General features: G+C 68.8%; 8 protein-coding genes. 6 read left to right on the top strand and 2 right to left on the bottom strand.

Annotated features, from left to right (window positions below):
* Positions 1 to 155: 155 nt before the first annotated feature.
* Entirely contained in the window at positions 156 to 1,511 is a 1,356-nt protein-coding gene (gene fsxC / locus ACZ7L9_RS23025) for an FxsC protein (RefSeq protein ID WP_471417683.1), read from the top strand.
* Positions 1,495 to 5,433: an FxSxx-COOH system tetratricopeptide repeat protein gene (fxsT, locus tag ACZ7L9_RS23020; protein ID WP_471417574.1), complete on the top strand. Its 3,939-nt coding sequence runs from the start codon at positions 1,495 to 1,497 to the stop codon at positions 5,431 to 5,433. Before fsxC ends, fxsT begins: the two co-directional genes overlap by 17 nt.
* A 45-nt stretch (positions 5,434 to 5,478) precedes the next feature.
* Here the strand turns inward: fxsT and ACZ7L9_RS23015 are convergent, their stop codons facing one another.
* Positions 5,479 to 6,357, bottom strand: a complete 879-nt coding sequence (locus ACZ7L9_RS23015; RefSeq protein WP_471417572.1) for an alpha/beta fold hydrolase — start codon at positions 6,355 to 6,357, stop codon at positions 5,479 to 5,481.
* Between the two features lie 180 nt (positions 6,358 to 6,537).
* Positions 6,538 to 8,532, bottom strand: coding sequence for an N-6 DNA methylase (locus ACZ7L9_RS23010; RefSeq protein WP_471417570.1), 1,995 nt, complete (start codon positions 8,530 to 8,532; stop codon positions 6,538 to 6,540).
* A gap of 165 nt (positions 8,533 to 8,697) precedes the next feature.
* Here ACZ7L9_RS23010 and ACZ7L9_RS23005 point away from each other — a divergent pair, with 165 nt between their 5' ends.
* From ACZ7L9_RS23005 to ACZ7L9_RS22990, 4 genes are all read left to right on the top strand, one after another.
* The gene (locus ACZ7L9_RS23005) at positions 8,698 to 9,618 is read left to right on the top strand and encodes a serine/threonine-protein kinase (RefSeq protein WP_471417567.1); all 921 of its coding nucleotides are present in this window, start codon (positions 8,698 to 8,700) and stop codon (positions 9,616 to 9,618) included.
* Between the two features lie 97 nt (positions 9,619 to 9,715).
* Positions 9,716 to 10,969 (top strand): serine/threonine-protein kinase, encoded by a 1,254-nt coding sequence (locus tag ACZ7L9_RS23000; RefSeq protein ID WP_471417565.1) that lies wholly within the window; start codon positions 9,716 to 9,718, stop codon positions 10,967 to 10,969.
* A gap of 136 nt (positions 10,970 to 11,105) precedes the next feature.
* Entirely contained in the window at positions 11,106 to 14,345 is a 3,240-nt protein-coding gene (drmD, locus tag ACZ7L9_RS22995) for a DISARM system SNF2-like helicase DrmD (protein WP_471417564.1), read from the top strand.
* Entirely contained in the window at positions 14,342 to 18,634 is a 4,293-nt protein-coding gene (locus ACZ7L9_RS22990; protein WP_471417562.1) for an Eco57I restriction-modification methylase domain-containing protein, read from the top strand. The genes drmD and ACZ7L9_RS22990 overlap by 4 nt, the downstream gene beginning before the upstream one ends.
* The last annotated feature ends 50 nt before the right edge of the window (positions 18,635 to 18,684 follow it).

Raw genomic sequence — 18,684 nt, 5'->3', positions numbered from 1 at the left:
CAGGCGCAGACGCGATTCGATCAAGGAATGATCGACGGAACCTGGGAACGTATGACTGAAAAAAGGCGTTGAATGACCGAACGCCATGGGGGTGGAGCAACGTCCGCTCCGGAATGATGAATTCGCTCGCATTCACTATCACTCCTCGGGTGCGGGTGCTCACACAGGACGGGGGTCGTGTGCACGCAACAACGCAGCAGCGAGCGGCGGACCATCGGCCGTACTTCTTCTTGAGTTATGCGCATACACCGGGGTACGGCGGTGGAACGGACCCCGACATGTGGGTCGAGCGCCTCTTTCAGGATCTCTGCGGCCATGTGATGGCCCTGACCGATCTGCCCGCGGGCGCGCCCGCGGGGTTCATCGACCGCGAGATACGCTCCGGCGAGGGCTGGTCGGAACGGCTCGGTGAGGCGCTCGCCACCTGCCGGGTGTTCGTTCCGCTGTTCTCCCCGCGCTACTTCGCCAGCGAGATGTGCGGCAAGGAGTGGTACGCCTTCGCCCAGCGCGCCATCCACCACATGGCCCGCTCCAACCAGAGCGCCGAGGCGATCGTCCCGGCGCTCTGGGTGCCCGTACCACCGAGCCAGCTTCCGGGACCGGCCGAGCGATTACAGTTCAACCACCGCGACTTCGGCGACCGTTACGTCAGTGACGGGCTGTACGGGCTGATCAAACTCAAGCTCTTCGAGGAGGAGTACGAGCGCGCGGTGTACGAACTCGCCAAGCGCATAGTCACAGTCGCCGACACCATAAGGCTCGGCACCGGCCGCCCCGTCGACTACAGGCTGGCCCCGAGTGCCTTCGGCCGTCCGGACAGCGGAGTGGGCGGACCCCGCCCCATGCAGGTGACCATCGCCGCCCCCACGCGACACGACCTGCCCGAGGGGCGCAACGCCGAGTACTACGGCGACAGTCCGCAGGACTGGAATCCCTACCACCCGGTCGCCGCCCGTCCCCTGGCCTATGTCGCCCAGGACCTGGTGCGCTCACTCAACTACCAGGTCACCGTCTCCTCCTTCGACGAGGAGTCCGGGCACCCGGAGGGCAAACAGCCACCCAGCAGGCCGGAGATCCTGCTCGTCGACCGCTGGGCCCTGCAGGACGAGGAGCGGCGCAGGCGGCTCGCCGCCTTCGACGCCGAGAACCGCCCCTGGGTGACGATGGTCGTGCCGTGGAACCGTGAGGACCCCGAAAGCAGGGCTTCCGAGGCCGAGTTGACCGAGAAGCTCGAACAGACCATGCCGGCCAAGATGAGTCAGGGGCGGGCCTACTGCCGCGTCGCCGCCAAAGGCGTACCCAGCATGGACGCCTTCGGGCGGATCCTGCCGCAGGTGGTCGAAGTGGCGGCCCAGCAGTACCTCAGACACGCGACGGTCTACCCGCCCGCCACCGGCGGCGGACACACCGAACGGACACGGTTGATGGGGCCGATGGCGCAGATGAACGACATCCCCGAGACACACGACCCTGCGACGGATGCGGAGGACACGGATGACGGCCAGTCGTGACGGGCGCATCGTCACCTTCTACTCGTACAAAGGCGGCACCGGGCGCACCATGGCCCTGGCCAACACCGCCTGGATACTCGCGGCCAACGGAAAACGGGTACTGGCCGTCGACTGGGACCTGGAGGCACCGGGGCTCCACCGGTTCTTCCACCCGTTCCTGGACCCCTCGACCCTCGGTGCCACCACCGGCGTCATCGATCTGATCACCGATTACGCGTGGGCCGCGACCAGCCCCGTGCAGCGCGCCGACGACTGGCACCGCGACTACGCCCGCATCCAGCCGCACGCCGTGTCGCTCACACCCGAGGCGCTCGGCTGGGAGTTCCCGCACGGCGGGACCCTCGACTTCGTCTCCGCCGGCCGGCAGAACCGCGAATACTCCGCGACCGTCTCCACCTTCGACTGGGACAACTTCTACGACCGGCTCGGCGGCGGCCATTTCTTCGACGCACTGCGCGACGACATGAAGGCCAACTACGACTACGTCCTGATCGACAGCCGGACCGGCCTCAGCGACATCGCCGACATCTGTACCGTCCACCTGCCGGACGTCCTCGTCGACTGCTTCACCCTCAGCGACCAGTCGATCGACGGCGCCGCCTCCGTCGCCCGGCAGATCTCCGAGCGCTACACCGGCCGCCCCATCTCCATCTTCCCCGTCCCGATGCGCATCGACGAGGGCGAGAAGGAGAAGGCCGATGCCGGACGGGCACTGGCCCGGCTGAAGTTCGACCGGCTGCCACGCGATCTGTCCGGCGACGAACTCACCGCGTACTGGGGCGCGGTGGAGATTCCGTACCGCCCCTACTACGCGTACGAGGAGACCCTCGCCACCTTCGGCGACGAGGCCGGTCTCACCAACTCGCTGCTCTCCGCCTTCGAGCGGCTGACCTCCGTCATCACCGACCAGGAGATCACCTCGATGCCGCAGGTCGGCGAAGAGGTACGGCTGCGCATCCGTGACGCGTTCACCCGGCGCAGGCCCGCGCTGCCCGCCGATCTCTTCCTCAGCTACGTGGCCGAGAACCGGATGTGGGCCGACTGGATCGAATCCGTGCTCACCCGGGCCGGGTTCCGTGTCGTACCGCGCGACGTCTCCGCGGAGCGGGAGACCATGGAACCGGCGGAGATCACCACCGAGAACGCGACCCGCACCGTGGTGCTGCTCTCCAGCGCCTACCTCAAGTCGCAGCGCGCGGTGAACCTCTGGGACCGGGCCGTGGCGGAGGACCCCGGCGGCGGCCGGCGTCATCTGCTGCCGCTCAGGGTCGGTGACGTACGGCTGTCCGCGCCCTACATCGACCGCAACCCCGTCGACCTCTTCCGGCTCGACGAGGTGCACGCCACCGCGGCGCTGCTGCGCGCCCTGGACCGGCCCGTACAGCTCACCGACGCCGTGTCGCCCGGACCGCGCTTCCCCGGCACCGTCCCCAGGATCTGGAACGCGCCGCCGCGCAACCCCGGCTTCACCGGCCGTTCCATGGTCCTGGAGCGGATGCGCGACCAGCTCGGCGGCGGCATGGCCGTCGTGCTGCCGCAGCCGCAGACCCTGTACGGACTCGGCGGCGTCGGCAAGACCCAGGTCGCGCTGGAGTACGTGCACCGCTTCATGGCCGACTACGACCTGGTCTGGTGGATCTCGTCCGAGCAGACCGACGACGTGGTGGCCGCGCTCGCCGAGCTCGCGGTCCGGCTGGGCGCCCAGGGCGGCGACGACATGGCGGCCGCGTCCCAGGAGGCCGTGGACCTGCTGCGGCGCGGTGTGCCCTCGGACCGCTGGCTGCTGGTCTTCGACAACGCCGACGACCCCGAGCGGCTCCGGCGCTACTTCCCGCAGGGCGGCTCCGGACACATCCTGGTCACCTCCCGCAACCAGGCCTGGTCCCAGCACGGCGACGCGCTGCCCGTCGACGTCTTCCTGCGCGAGGAGTCCATCGAACACCTGCAGCGCCGGGCCCCGGGGCTGAGCGAGGAGGACGCCGCCCAGGTGGCGACCGCGGTCGGTGACCTGCCGCTCGCTGTCGAACAGGCGGCGGCCTGGATCGCGGAGACCGCCACCCCGATCGACACCTATCTGGAACAGCTGGCGCAGCAGGCCCCCGAGGTCCTGGCGCTCAACCAGCCGGCCGGCTACCCGGAGCCGGTCGCGGCGACCTGGAACATCTCCATCCAGCGGCTGAAGGAGCGCTCGCCCGCCGCTGTGCGGCTGCTCCAGCTCTGTGCCTTCTTCGCGCCCGAGCCGATCTCGGGGAATCTCCTCTACAGCAAGGAGATGATCGACGCGCTGAAGCCGTACGACGCCTCGCTCCAGGAGAAGCTGGTGCTGGGCCGGGTCATCCGGGAGATCGGCCGGTTCGCCCTCGCCAAGGTCGACCAGGTCTCCAACTCCATCCAGGTGCACCGGCTCGTCCAGGCCGTCATCCGGGCACAGCTCAGCGAGCAGGAGCAGCAGGACGCGCGGCACGCCGTCCACCGCATCCTGGCGGGCGCCCGGCCCGACGACGAGAACGAGCCGATCGACAACCCCGCGAGCTGGCCGCAGTTCGCCACGATCTGGCCGCACCTCGGCCCGTCCGACGCCCGCAACTGCAAGGACCCCGAGGCCCGCAGGCTGCTGATCGACCGGATCCGCTATCTCTGGAAGCGAGGTGACTTCAGGACTGCCGCTGCTCTCGGCGAGGAGCTGCGTGCCCTCTGGAAGGAGACGCTGGGGGAGCGGGACATCCAGTACCTCTACCTCTGTTTCCACCTCGCCAACGTCTACCGTTCACGCGGCCGTTATGTGGAGGCGAGGGAGCTCGACGAGATCACCCTGGCGATGCAGCAGGAGGTCCTGGGCCCGGAGCATCCGCACACGTACATGACCACCAGCAGCCTGGCGACGGACCTCGGCACGCTCGGTGAGTACACCAGGGCCATCGAGCTGGCGACGGAGGCGACCGACGGGTTCAACCAGATCTTCCACGATTCGCACCCGAGGACCCTGGCTGCGGCCAACAACCTGGCGTTCACCCTGCGGTCCATCGGGCAGTACGCCAGGGCCAGGGAGATCGACCAGGACGTCTTCGACAAGCGGGTCGAGGTGCTCGGCGCGGAGCACCCGTACAGCCTCTCCTCGGCCATGAACCTGGCCCGCGACCTGCGTGACGTCGGGCGGTACGAGGACGCGGTCGGCATCCTCAGCCGCACGTACGACAGTTACAAGGCAACGCTCGGCCGGGCCTTCCCCGGCACGCTGAGCGCGGCGAAGAGCCTGGCGGTGTCGCTGCGCCGGGCGGGCAGACTGGAGGACGCCCGCAGGCTCACGGTGGCCACCCGTGCCAGGTACCGGGCCAAGTACACCGCCGCCAACCCGGAGTCGCTGGCCTGTGACCTCAATATGGCGGCCGACCTGTACGCGGCGGGCGAGACCACCGAGGCCAGGAACGCCGCGCAGGAGGTCGTCGACCAGTATGTGAAGGTGCCGGGGGAGAAGCACCCGTACACCCTGGCCGCCCTGAACAACCTCGGCGTCTACCTGTTGGGGGCCGGCGAGGTGGAGGAGTCGGAGCGGGTGCTGACCCGGGTGGTCGCTTCGATGCGGGAGACGTACGGGCCGGAGCACCCCAACACCCTGTTCTGCGTCATGAACCTGGCCAACGCGACAGCCGAGACGGGCAACCTCGACATCGTGCTGGAGACCGAACGGAAGGTGGCCGGACAGCTCAGGGGCGTCCTCGGGGCGCACCACCCGGAGACGCTGGCCATGATGTCGAACATGGCGGTCACGCTCGATGCGATGGGGCGCAAGGACGAGGCGATGCGGCTGCGGGCGGAAACGGTCGAGGAGCTGTCCCGGCAGCTCGGCGAGGACCATCCGATGAGCCGGATCGCCCGGGACGAGCGCCGCTTCGAGCGCGAACTGGAACCGATGGCGGTATGAGCGCAGGGAGCGTCCGGCCGCCGCCGGACGCTCCCTGTTCGTAGGTCACCCGACGGGCTCTCGGCAGGTGGCCGGTTCCAGCAGCCAGTTGAGGATGCTGGGCAGGGCGTGCAGCGCGTCGAAGTGCGCGGCCGCCGGTTCCACCACGACGGTGGAGTTCGGGATGCGCCCGGCCAGCCAGCGCGAGTGGCCCACCGGCGTGAACACGTCCTTCTCGCCGTGCCAGAGCATCACCGGGCCGGTGATGTCCGCGGGGTCGAATCCCCATGGAGAGCTGAACGCGATCGCGTCGTCGATCCATCCCCATGCCGAAGTGCGCAGCCCCTCACGGTAGTTGCGCAGCAGCATGGTGCGGACCCCGGCGTCGTTGACCACCATCCGGTCGGATTCGGTCAGATCCCGGCGCAGATCGTCGATGAGCCGGACCGGGTTCTTCCTGATCACCGCGGACCGCGAGATGAACGACTCCGCGAGTCCGTCCGGATCGGCCGCCGCGGTGGAGTACGCCAGCACATTGGAGGCGGCCATGCCCTCGAACCAGTCGAGGCCGTCGGCATCCCGGGGGGCCAGCCCGACCAGTGCGGCGGTACGGGTGACCCGCTCGGGCATCAGCGCGGCGCAGGCCAGGGCATGCGGGGCGCCACCGGAGCGGCCCACCACGGCGAACTGCTCCAGCCCGAGGTGGTCCGCGATCGCCCGCACGTCCTGGACAGCATCGGCGACACAGCGGCCCGGCAGTCGGTCGGAGTCGCCGTATCCCGGCCGGTCGTAGGTGATCAGATGGGTCTTGCGCTGGTACAGCACCATGCCGCGCGGAGCCGGACCGAGCCTGCTGCCGGGCATTCCGTGCAGCAGGAAGACCGGTCTGCCGCAGGTATCCCCGAAATGCTCCACGACCAGATGCCGTCCATCCGTTGCGCGCATCCGACTACGCACTCCGCGCCTCCTCCGTATGGTGCGGGCACCACGTGCCCGGCTTTTCCCCGCACGATTCGATGATGTCCCATCAGAGCGCTTACCGACACGGCGCGTTGGGAAACGTTGGGGGGTCTTCGGGGAGCGCAGTCGTTCTTCCGGATGGTGTCGGGTGCCGGATGCGGCGTCCTAGCCGTTGCGCGCGGTTGCCAGACCGCCGGCGGCGAGCCGGTCGCCGACATCGTTCACCAATCCCTTGCCCAGATCGTCCGCCCGTTTCAGCAGTCTCTCGAAGTCCGTGAGGCGGCGGAAGGTGTCGGCGTAGGCAGCCTGCTCATGCAGGGGGAGCTGGAGCACCTGGAGCCGTCTGATGTCCACCCGGGACGAGCTGGAGGCGTGCGTGCCGGCCTGGCGTCCGTTGGCCGGTGCACGTAGGCATCCGGCGAGGAAATGGGCATCCAGCATCTCCCGGTCCACGCGCAGGGCGTACAGCTGGGGGCCCAGGGCGATCGGCGGACCTTCGTGAACCCATGCCCTGAACGCGCGAACGACCCCGGCGACCACGATGTCACCCTCTTCGGCCACGGTCTGGGCGGCGCCGGGCGGCAGCAGCCTGCTCGGGGTGCCATCCATCAACAGGTCGGGGACGGTGAGCAGCGGCGTACCGGAATCACCGGGTGGTGCGGCGTCCGACGGCTGCTGGCCCGCATGCAGGGTGAGGGCCCCCGCCTTGACCAGATCCCCCACGGTGACTGTGGTCCGAGGCTCCGAGCCCGTCAGGCCGAGCTTCGACAGGTGCGCTGCCAGTTCGGTCAGCTCACCCAGCGAGTCGGTCAACTCATGCCACGAGGCGGTGAGTTCGACGCCCGTCAGTTCGCTTCCCGACGCGGTGTAGCGGCCCGGGGTGACATCGACCTCGTCGTCCAGCAGGTCGAGAAGAGATACTCGTACGGTGTCCTCGGGCAGTTCCCGATCCGGCCTGTCGAGCCGGGACACGGCGGAGAGCACGAAGGCGGTCAGAGCCTCCCAGTCGGGTCCCTGCTCGCGTGTACCGGGCTTTCCGGCGTGTGTCGCGTCGATCAGGAGTGCGTCCTGGGCGCCCGGACTCGCGGGGGAGTTGTCGGGGGCGGCTCGCAGAACCCACAGCTGGAGCGAGACACTGTGAGGCTGTGCGCAGCCCGGCGGCAGCGCCACCACGGCCCTGAGCAGTCCCGTGCGCAGCAGGGACCCGCGGATGCGGCGACCGGCCTTGCGGGAAGCGACGGCCGGAGGGAGCACGATCACAGCGCTGCCGCCGGGCCGGAGGTGGGCTGTCAGGTGCTGGACCCAGGCCAGTTCTGGCTCGGTCCGGGGCGGCAGGCCGTGTGTCCAGCGCCGGTCGGTGGCGAGTTCCTCATATCCCCAGTCGCGCTCGTTGAACGGCGGGTTGCACAGGGCGATGTCGGCTCGCAGACCGGCGAACGGGTCGGCGCGCAGCGCGTCGGCGGTGACGATCTCCGTGCGGACGTCCCGGCCCTCGGTCGCGAAGTCGAGGCGGGCGGAGGCGAGGGCGGCGAGAGCCGGCTCGCGCTCGCAGCCCAGCAGGACCAGCCCCGGACCGTCATACGCATGCGCCGCGGCCGTTGCCAGGTGCCCCGTGCCACACGCCGGATCGAAGACGGTGAGTCCGCCCTCACCATCGGTGATCCGGGTGTCGAGCGCGATCCGGGCCATCAGCGCGGCCAGCTGAGGGGGAGTGGTGCTGAGCTGTCGTACGTGGGTGTCCAGCCATCGCTGCAGCAGAAACTCGAACGTCTCGCGCGGCCCTTCGTTGCGCCCGAGCCGCGCAGCCGCGCCTGCCAGATCCCTTGCTTCGGCGGGGAGCTTCGAAGCCGTGCCGCGAGCCCGAGGGGCACGCATGCGGCGCGCCGCCGCGGCGATGGCGAGCCCCGACTCCTCCCGGCTGCCGAGCGCCTCGAACCGCGGCCACAGGAATTCGCGGCCTCCGGCGGTCGTCAGCTTTCCATTGTCGCGAAGCCACCGTTCGACTTCGGACAGTGAGAACTGCGGACTGACATCCGTGCCACCGATGCGCGCGGGGAACGAGTCGTGGCGGCGGCGCCAATTGCTCACGGCAGCCCGCCCCACCCCCGCGATCCGGGCGATCTCGGCCAGGCTGACCGGTACGGGGTTTGATGTACTCATCGAGGGGTCTCCGGGGATCCTTGGCGGGCTGGGCGGGTCGGCGTCCCGGTGGCCGCGGTGGATTGCAGGCTACTACGGTCATTGACTTTGTTCACAAGCTCGACTTGTGCTGTCGGTGTGTGAATCGTGTGGAGGGCGGAAGGTGTGGAGGCGTTTGTGCCGGGAATGACGCTGTGTGACCGATATCGACTTCAGTCGGTGCTCGGGCGGGGTGTCATGGGGCAGGTGTGGCAGGGGCGCGATCTCTGCCTGGAGCGGCCCGTGGCGGTGAAGACCATCGCGTCGGAACTGCTGGCCGTCCCTCGCAGCCGCGACGAGGCGATGGCCCGCTTCCGGCGGGAGGCGCGGGCCGCCGCCCGTATCGACCATCCCAACATCACCGCCGTGTACGACGCGTCCATCACGGACGAGACGTGCTGTCTGGTGATGCAGCTGGTCGACGGCACGACCTTGGAGTACCTGTTCGACCAGCAGGATGACCAGCGGTTCGACGTGTCCTCGGCCGCCGCTGTCGCCGCCCAGCTCTGCGCCGGACTGTCCGCCGCACACGCCGCCGGTCTCGTCCACCGGGACCTCAAGACGCAGAACGTCATGGTCCGGCGCGACGGCGTCGTCAAGATCCTCGACTTCGGTCTGGTCAAGTCCCTCGTGGATGCGGACCCGCGACTGACCATGACCGGGGAGGGGATCGGCAACATCCTCTGTGCGTCGCCCGAGTTGCTCTCCGGCCGCGGTCGCATCGACGGCCGCAGCGACCTCTACGCGGTCGGCTGCCTGCTGCATCACATGCTCACCGGGACCCCGCTGTTCTCGACCGACCAGCCTTCCTTGTTGGCCTCCCGCCATCTGACGGCGGTCCCGCCACTCATCGGAGAATCGGGTGTGGATGTGCCGGGTCCGCTCCAGGACCTCGTGACCGGCCTTCTCGCCAAGCGCCCGGAGGACCGGCCGTCCTCGGCGACCGAGGTGTACGCGGCCCTCGCGCCCTACCTTCCGTCCTCCGACCCCGCACTGGCCACCGGCCGGGTTCTGCCCGAGGACCCCCGCCGCCCCTTCGTCGTCCCGCAAGGGCCCCTGCCGCTGTGATCGGTGAGAGGATTGCACCGCTGACCGGGTGCGCCGCGCTGCCCCGGTCATAGGGGTGTGGCAGGCGTCGGCGGCGCCGGAACTGGGGACGGGCGCAATGCGGCGAAGCCTTGGACGGTACGAGCTCACGCGCGAGCTGGGCCGAGGAGGCATGGGCGTCGTGTGGGCGGCGCGCGAGGGCGGGCAGGGCCGTGAGGTGGCGGTCAAGCTCCTCGCGGCACGGGGACGCGAGTCCGAGCCCACGATGCTGGAGCGCCGATTCCTCCGGGAGGCCCGGCTCACCGCGCGTCTCGATCATCCCGGCATCCCGGCCGTGTACGACCACGGCAGCCACGACGGGGAGCTGTACCTCGTCATGGAACTCGTCCCGGGCCGGGCCCTGGATTCGGTGCTCAAGGAAGAAGGCGCGCTCGCAGTCGAGCGCGCCGCAGGCATCGCGGGGAGTGTCGCCGGCGTCCTTGCCTACGCGCACGGTCAGGGGGTTGTGCACCGTGACCTCAAACCGTCCAACCTGATGGTTACTCCCTCCGGCGGGATCAAGGTTCTGGACTTCGGTGTCGCGGCCGCTCTCGACCCGCGCCCCGGCGAAACCCGCTTCACCGCCTCCAACGCCACGCCGGGCACTGTCGTCTACATGGCACCGGAGCAGGCGGTCGGCAAAACCGTGCCGGCCGGCGACCTCTACTCGCTCGGCTGCGTTCTGTACGAACTGCTGGCCGGTGAGCCGCCGTTCACGGACGGCAGCCTGTTCATGCTGTACCACCAGCATGCGAACGAGCCCGTGCCACCGCTCTCCGGTCGCCGGTCCGGTATCCCCGGTGGTCTGAAGGACCTGGTGGGGAGCCTGCTGGAGAAGAAGCCGGAGAACAGGCCCGCCTCGGCGGCCGAGGTCCGGGCGCTGCTGGCGGCGTGGGCCCCGGCACCGACGGTGAAGGAGCTCACGCACCCGCGACTGGCGGAAATCGCCGCCCTGCGCCGTTCCGGCCGCCCTGCCCGTGCGCTGGAGGCGTACCGGGAACTTCTGGACGCCCCCGGCCTCGCTCGCGCGGATTTCCTCGCCGCCCGGGTCGGTGCCGCCCTGTGCACCGGAGACCTCGGCCGCACCCGCGAGTCCCTCGACGAGCTGAAGTCCGTCCTGGCGGGGCAGCGCAGCCTCCTCGGCCCGGCCGATGCGGCCGTACTGGACACGCGTTATGAGATCGCGGTCCTTCTCGTACGCATGGGGGAGTTGCATCCCGCGGCGGAGCTGCTGCGCCGCCTCGCCGACGACGAGGAGCGCATCCTGGACGCGGACGATCCGCGCCGAGGCCGGTCGCGAGCCCTCCTGCGGCGGCTCGACCGCATGTCCTGACGGTACATCAAACTCCGCTTTTGTAAGCTCTGTTCACAGTAATGCGTCCGTGTTACTCTGCGACTGCATCGTTCGGGTGGGAGGCAGGACACTGCCTACGGACGACAGCGGGAGAGACCTAGGGGGAACAGCGCCGATGACGCCGGCAGCCCAGCGCGAGAGCGAGCGGATCAGCACCGAGGAGCTTCCGGAGGAGGGAAAGCTCGTCGAGGTACGCGGACAGTCCTGGGTCGTGGCCCGCGTCGAACCTTCCCCGGCCGGCGGTGAACACGGCGGGCGCAGGGCTGCCACCCTCGTCCACCTCCAGTCCGTCGCCGACGGCCGCTTCGGCGACACCCTCTCCGTCATCTGGGAGGTCGAGCCCGGCCGTCGCGTACTGCCCGCAGGCTCCCTCCCGGACGCCTCGACAGGCCAGTACGACCCGCCGTCGCGCCTTGCCGCATTCCTCGACGCCGTCCGCTGGTCGGCCGTCGCCTCCGCCGACGCCAAGACTCTGCAGGCACCCTTCCGTTCCGGCGTAGCCGTCGAGCCGTACCAGCTGGAACCGGTCTCCCGCGCCGTCGGCGCGCCCCGCGTCAACCTTCTCCTCGCCGACGACGTCGGCCTCGGCAAGACCGTCGAGGCCGGTCTCGTCGCCCAGGAACTGCTGCTGCGCGGCCGCGCCCGCCGCATCATGGTCGTCTGCCCCGCAGGACTCACCCTCAAGTGGCGCGACGAGATGGCGGAGAAGTTCGGCCTGGACTTCACCATCGTCAACTCCGAGCACTGCGCCCGGCTTCGCCGCACCCACGGCACCGCCGCCAACCCCTTCCGCGTGCACCCGCTGACCATCGTGTCCCTGCCCTGGCTGCGCGGTACGAAGGCCCAGCGCCTCCTGGACGAGGTCATCGGCGCCCCCGAGGAGAGCAGCAACGGCGAGCACAAGCGCTACTTCGACCTGCTCGTCCTCGACGAGGCCCACCATGTCGCACCCTCGGCACCCAAGCAGGTGTACGCCGTCGACTCCCAGCAGACCAAGCTGATCCGGCGCCTCGTCCCGCACTTCGAGCACCGCCTGTTCCTCTCCGCCACCCCGCACAACGGGTATCCCGAGTCGTACACCGCGCTCCTGGAACTGATCGACGACCAGCGCTTCGCGCGTGGCATGGACCCCGACAAGGAAGCGCTGAAGGACACCGTCGTACGGCGGCTCAAGGCGACGGTCACCAACGCCGACGGCACGCCCCGCTTCCGTACCCGCTTGACCAAGCCTCTCGTCGTCGACTACACGGACACCGAACGCGAGATCCACGGGCTGCTCAGCTCGTTCGCCGACCTGCGCCGCAAGAAGCTCGTTCCGACGGCCAAGGGCGGCCGTCGCGCCGCAGACCTGGTGACGCTGCTGCTGAAGAAGCGTCTCTTCTCGTCCCCGGCCGCTTTCCTCCACACGGTCCGCGTCTACTTGTCCCATCTTGAGGACACCGGCACCCGGACCCGCACCGCAGCAGCTGAAGTACCCGACTGGCTCGATGACTTCGCGGACATGGTCGCCGACCTGGACGACTTCGGTCTCGTCGACGCCGAGGACGCCGCACTCACCCGCTCCACTTCCCTGACGCCGGCCGAGGACAATCAGGAACTCGACCTTCTCCAGCGGATGGAACGCTGGGCGGTCACTCACGAGGCCGCTGCCGACTCCAAGGCCGAGGCCCTCCTCCGTACGCTCAAGGCCGTCTGCCGCACCGCCGACGGCAAGCACTGGACGAACGAGCGCATCGTCGTCTTCACCGAGTACCGCGACACCCTGGACTGGCTCCTCACCCTGCTGCGCCAGGAGAAGCTCACCGACGACGGCCGCACCGCCGTCCTCCACGGCGGCCTCAGCACCGAGGACCGCGAACGCATCCGCCTCGGCTTCCAGGCCGACCCGTCCACCGACGAGGGCGCGGTCCGCATCCTGCTCGCCACGGACGCGGCCGGCGAGGGCATCGACCTGCAGAACCACTGCCACCGCCTGGTCAACTACGACATCCCGTTCAACCCCAACAAGCTCGAACAGCGAATAGGCCGAATAGACCGCTGGGGCCAGCGCAGGGACCCGGAGATATCCCACTTCATAGGCTCCGGCTGGCAGCAGGCCCAGGCCGGCTCGTACGAAGCGGACCTGGAGTTCCTGTCCCGCGTCGCCAAGAAGGTCGCGCGCATGGAACAGGATCTGGGATCGGTCAACGCCGTCATCGCCGAAGCGGTCCAGCGCCGAATGACCGGCGACACGACGCCCGTCGACATCGAGAACGCCAAGCCGCGCACCATCCAGGGACGCCGCACCGGTGGCGAGGTCGCCCCGGAGCAGAACGTCACCGCCCAGACGAAGCGTCTCGCCGACCAGTACGACGAGACCGTCTCGACCCTCGGCCTGACGCCCGCGAACATCAAACGCGTCGTCGACACAGCCCTCGCTCTGGACCACCAGCCGCCCCTGGCCCCCGACCACAGCCTGGCCGAGGAGTTCGAACCCGGCGAGCTGTACGAGGTCCCACCGCTCTCCGGCACCTGGGAACGAGCGAGCCGCGGTCTCGCCCACAAGCTGCGCGAGGACGAGCAGCGCCCCATCACGTTCGACGCGGCCGTCGCGGCGAAGGGCCGCGACGACGTCGTCCTCACCCACCTCAAGCACCCGCTGGTCGCTCTGTCGACGCGTCTGCTGACAGCCGCCGTGTGGAACGCGGACTCCGTGGGACTGCACCGCGTCACCGCCGTCGTCAGCGACGACCCGGCGATCACGACCACCCTCGTCTCCGCGTACGCCCGCTACGTCCTCGTCGGCAACGACGGCACCCGCCTGCACGAGGAAGTCATCCACGCGGGTGGCTGGTTCGGCGACACCGGCCGGTTCCGCCGCTGGGAGTCCGTACGCACCCAGGGCGACGCGCTCGCGACGGCGCTCACCGAAGGCGCCGAGGCAGCCCCGCACCTCCGGCAAGAACTCACCGAGGCGTGGGGGAAGCTGGCGAAGCCGCTGAACACCTCCCTCGAAGCCCGCGCCCGCGAGCGGGGCGACAGCCTGGTCAAGGCGCTCGCGGACCGGCAGGCGGAGGAGGAACGCCGCATCACCGCCACCCTCGGCCGCTTCGAAACCACCCTGCGCGCCAAGCTCAAGGAGGAGGGCGACGGCTCCAGCGAACAGTTCGCCCTCTTCAGCCGGCACGACATCACCGCAGCCGAACGCCGTCAGTACGAAGACGACCGGGCCCGCTGGCAGCAGCGCCTCGACGGACTGCCCGCCGAGCGCGAACGCGAACTCGCCGCGATCGCCGCCCGCTACCGCGACCCGCGCGCCCACCTCTTCCCCGTTGCCGTCGTCTTCGTGATCCCCGCAAAGGAAGCCCGCCGATGAGCCCTCGCCCCGTCTCACGTGGTCTCGCCGCAGCCAAGGCCCAGGCGCTCGACGGCCGCCGCCAGCACCAGGAGTGGCTCGACCTCACCGAGGTCTCCGGCCCGTTCCTCACCATGCCGGTGCTCCGCCGTCACTGGCCCCAGCTCGACGCCCTGGACAAGGACGAACGGGCCCGCCTGCGCGCCCACCACGCCGACTGGCAGAACGACACCACCGCAGGCCGCGACGAGTGGGTCGCGTACGTCCTGCGCTCCCTCCTCGGCTGGGGCGACGCGCTCACGCTCCGCCAGGGCGAGGACGACGACCTCGCGCTCGACCGCCTCACCCTCCACATACCCGAGCACGGCGCCGTACTCCGCCCCGACTTCGCCCTCGTCGAACCGGGCACCGACCTCGCCACCGAACCCGACACCGCCGCCGCCAAACGCGTCCGCCTCCTCGGCACGACCGTCCCCGCCGGAACCGTCCCCACCTCCCGTGCCGCCGCGGGCAGCGACTGGGCGGCGGCCCCCGCGGACCGACTGGCCCGGCTGCTCCGCCACCACGACATCCCGCTGGGTCTCGTCACCGACGGGCGCTGGTGGTGCCTGGTCTGGGCCCCCATAGGTGGCGTCACCACCACCGCCGTCTTCGACACCATCGGCTGGAACGAGGCCGCCGAACGCAACGTCGTCCGCGCCTTCGTCTCCCTCCTGCGCCGCCGCCGCTTCTTCGAGTACCAGGAGGCCGAGACCCTGGTCGGCCTGCTCAAGGCCGGCCTCGCCGCCGGCGAGGACGTCACCGAAGCACTCGGCATCCAGGTCCGCCAGGCCGTGGAACTCCTCGTCGACGCCATAGGGCGAGCAGACGTACGCGCGATGGACGCGGGCGCACCGGGCCTGCACGCGAACGGAGTTGCCGCCGGCGAGGTCTACCGGGGCGCGGTCGCCGTCATGATGCGCATAGTCTTCCTCCTGTACGCGGAGGAGCGCGGCCTGCTCCCGGCGGACAACGAGGTCTACGCGAAGGCGTACTCCGCCCGCTTCCTGCGCGCCGAACTCAAGGCCCGCGCCGACGCGGAGGGCGAAAGCGCCCTGGAACACACCACCTCGGCCTGGCACCGCCTGATCGCCCTCTTCCACGCGGTTCACGGCGGAGTGGACCATCCCGAGCTGCACCTGCCCGCGTACGACGGCTCGATCTTCGCCCCCGACACGTACGACTGGCTGGAGCTCACCACCCCGCTGCTCCCGATAGACGACCGCACGGTCCTGCACATGCTCCAGTCGGTGCAGGAGGTCCGCGTCGGCACGGGCAAGAACGCCGAAGTCCGCACGTTGAGCTTCCGCGCCCTGGACGTGGAGCAGATCGGTTACGTGTACGAGGGCCTGCTCTCGTACGGCGGCGAGCGGGCCATAGAGGACATGGTGGGCCTGATCGGTCCCGAGGGCCTCGAACACGAGGTGTCGTTGCGGGAGTTGGAGTCCCTGGCGGCGAAGTCCGGCGGGTCGCTGAAGGCGCTGGCGAAAACCATCCACGAGAAGTGGAAGGACCCGAAGCCCCCGGCGAGCGCGGCCAAGCTGGAGAAGCTGCTCGCCCCGGCTGGGGACGAGGTGGAGGCGCGGCGGCAGCTGAACGCCGTCACGAAGAACGCGGCGCTGAGCGAGCGGCTGCTCCCGTTCTTCGGCATCCTGCGCCGGGACCTGCGTGACCTGCCCATGGTCATTCCGAACGGTTCGCTGTACGTCACCGAGTCCTCGCTCCGCAAGAACACCGGCACGCACTACACGCCCAGGTTCCTGGCGGAGGACGTCGTCCGGCACGCGCTGGAGCCCCTGGTCTATGAGCCGGGTCCGTTGCAGACGGCGGACACGGGGGAGTGGCGGCTGAAGTCGCCCGAGCAGATCCTCGCGCTGAAGGTCGCGGACATCGCGATGGGCTCGGCGGCGTTCCTGGTGGCCGCGTGCCGATACCTCGGCGACCGCCTGATCGAGGCGTGGGAGGGCGAGGGCCGCACGGACGCGATGGCGTACCGGGCGGGGCGGGCGGTGGACGCGGTGACGGCGGCGGACGCGGAGCAGGACCCGGTGGTGGTCGAGTCGCGCCGCCAGATCATCGAGCACTGCCTGTACGGGGTGGACATCAACCCCATGGCCGTGGAGATGGCGAAGCTGTCGTTGTGGCTGGTGTCGATGGACCCGACTCGGCCGTTCACGTTCCTGGACGACCGACTGGTGGTGGGGGACTCGCTGCTGGGCGTGGACAGCATGGAGCAGTTGCAGTCGGTGCACATGAAGCCGCAGCGGCAGTCGGACGTGCTGGTCGAGCAGGCCCGGGAGTTGGTGGACGAGCTGACGCGGGAACGCCTGGCGATCACCGCCATCAAGGGGGTGGACCTGCCCGCTCTGAAGCGGAAGCGGGAGCGGCTGGAGGACGTCAACCGGCACTCGCGGCGGCTGCGGTTGGTGGGCGACCTGATTGCGGGCGCGGCGCTGGCTACGTGTGCGTCGGGGCGGGTGGAGTGGTACGCGGCGGATGGCGGCGAGCGGGTCAAGGACCTGTTCCCGCAGGCGGCGTGGATCGTGCAGAAGCTCTTCGCGGACGGGGTCGAGGACGACTCGGAGGTGGTGCGCGAGGCGCGAGCCACGGCGGAAGAGTGGCTGGGGGCGGAGCTGCCGGCGGGGGGACTGGAACGGCGGCCGGTGCATTGGCCGTTGGTGTTTCCGGAGGTGTTCACGTTGGGGGGTGGGTTCGATGCGGTGGTGGGGAATCCGCCGTTCTTGGGTGGGCATAAGGTCACTGCTGCAATGGGGGAGGCGTATCGAGAATACGTGATCGATTACCTCGCAGGCGGGATCAGGGGGAAAGCTGATCTTGTGGCTTACTTTGCGCTGCGCGCTCACGCTTTGCTGAATGTTCACGGTCAGGGTGGATTGATTGCCACAAACACGCTGGCGCAAGGTGACACCCGAGAGACCGGCTTGGATCAATTGGAGACTGCCGGCATCGATGTTCGACGCGCAATTAAGAGTGCTCGTTGGCCATCTAATTCTGCAGCATTGGAATATTGCGCGGTGTGGTCCAGTAAAGCTCCGCTTGGTGATCAGGCGAAGCGAATTCTTGGTGGATTCGTTGTGCCGCAAGGTATTACCACGTCTCTTACCCCCAAGAGTAGAGAGTTGTCGTGGGTCAGATCTGTTGGTAAGGACAGTGCGATTTCGTTCAGTGGTTGCAAGCCGGACAGTACAGGATTCACTGTACCGGAAGCGGAGGCTCGGCTATGGATTGCAGAGGACCCTAAATATTCGGCTGTAGTTTTTCCGTACATCAACGGGCATGATGTTAATAACCATCCCGAACACGGTTCGAACCGTTGGATTATCAATTTCCGTGAATGGAGCGAAGGGGAAGCGCGCTCATACCCGAAAGCTTTTGCCAAAGTCCTCGCTGATGTGAAGCCAGAGTGTGAGCGAAAGAATCAAAAATCGTATGCTGGTTTGATTGACCGTTGGTGGCAGTATTGGCGGCCGCGTGGTGAGATGGTAAGGGCTCTCAGCCAACTTGATCGGTGTATCGTGATTACGGCTGTGAGTAAAGTGGTGATGCCCGTTCTGGTTCCCACGAGCCAAGTCTTCTCTCACACGCTTAACGTCTTTAAATCTAGCGATTGCGCCCTGCTCGCTGTGCTCAGTAGCGCCACCCACTACTGGTGGGCAATCGACCGTGCCTCGACCCTAAAGGGCGACCTTCGATACACCCCCACCGATGTCTTTGACACCCTTGTCCGCCCGCTGCTTACCCCCCGCCTCCGCGCCGCCGGTACCCACCTCGACACCTACCGCCGCGACCTGATGCTCGCCCGAAACATGGGTCTCACCGCCACCTACAACCTGGTCCACAACCCCGACTGTCAGGACGAAGACATCGTCGAACTCCGACGTATCCACGAGGAGATCGACCGAGCCACCGTCGAGGCCTACGGCTGGTTCGACCTCCTGGACGACTCCGGGCAGACCCCGCACGCGGATCCGACCCACGAGACGTTCCCGCTCGACCACGGCTTCCACGAGACCGACCAGGGCACCCGCTACACCATCGGCCTCCTCGCCCGTACCGAGATCATCGACCGCCTCCGCCAGCTGAACCACCAGGCGTACGCCGACGAGGTCTACCTCGGCCTGCACAAGAAGCCGGTCAAGCACCCGGACATGCCGAAGCCTTCCGCCGACGCTATCCGAAAGCGCAACGAGCAGCTCGCCGCACGGGGTGGCTCGGATTTCGGTGACGGCGCCGAGGGCGCCCTCTTCTGAGCCGTCAGCATGACAACAGGCTCGCCCACGCCACCTCAAGTGACGCAAGC

Source organism: Streptomyces sp. NPDC111516, assembly GCF_055635345.1.
Note: the sequence above shows the minus strand (reverse complement) of the source record. Positions and strands in the feature narration are given on the sequence as shown.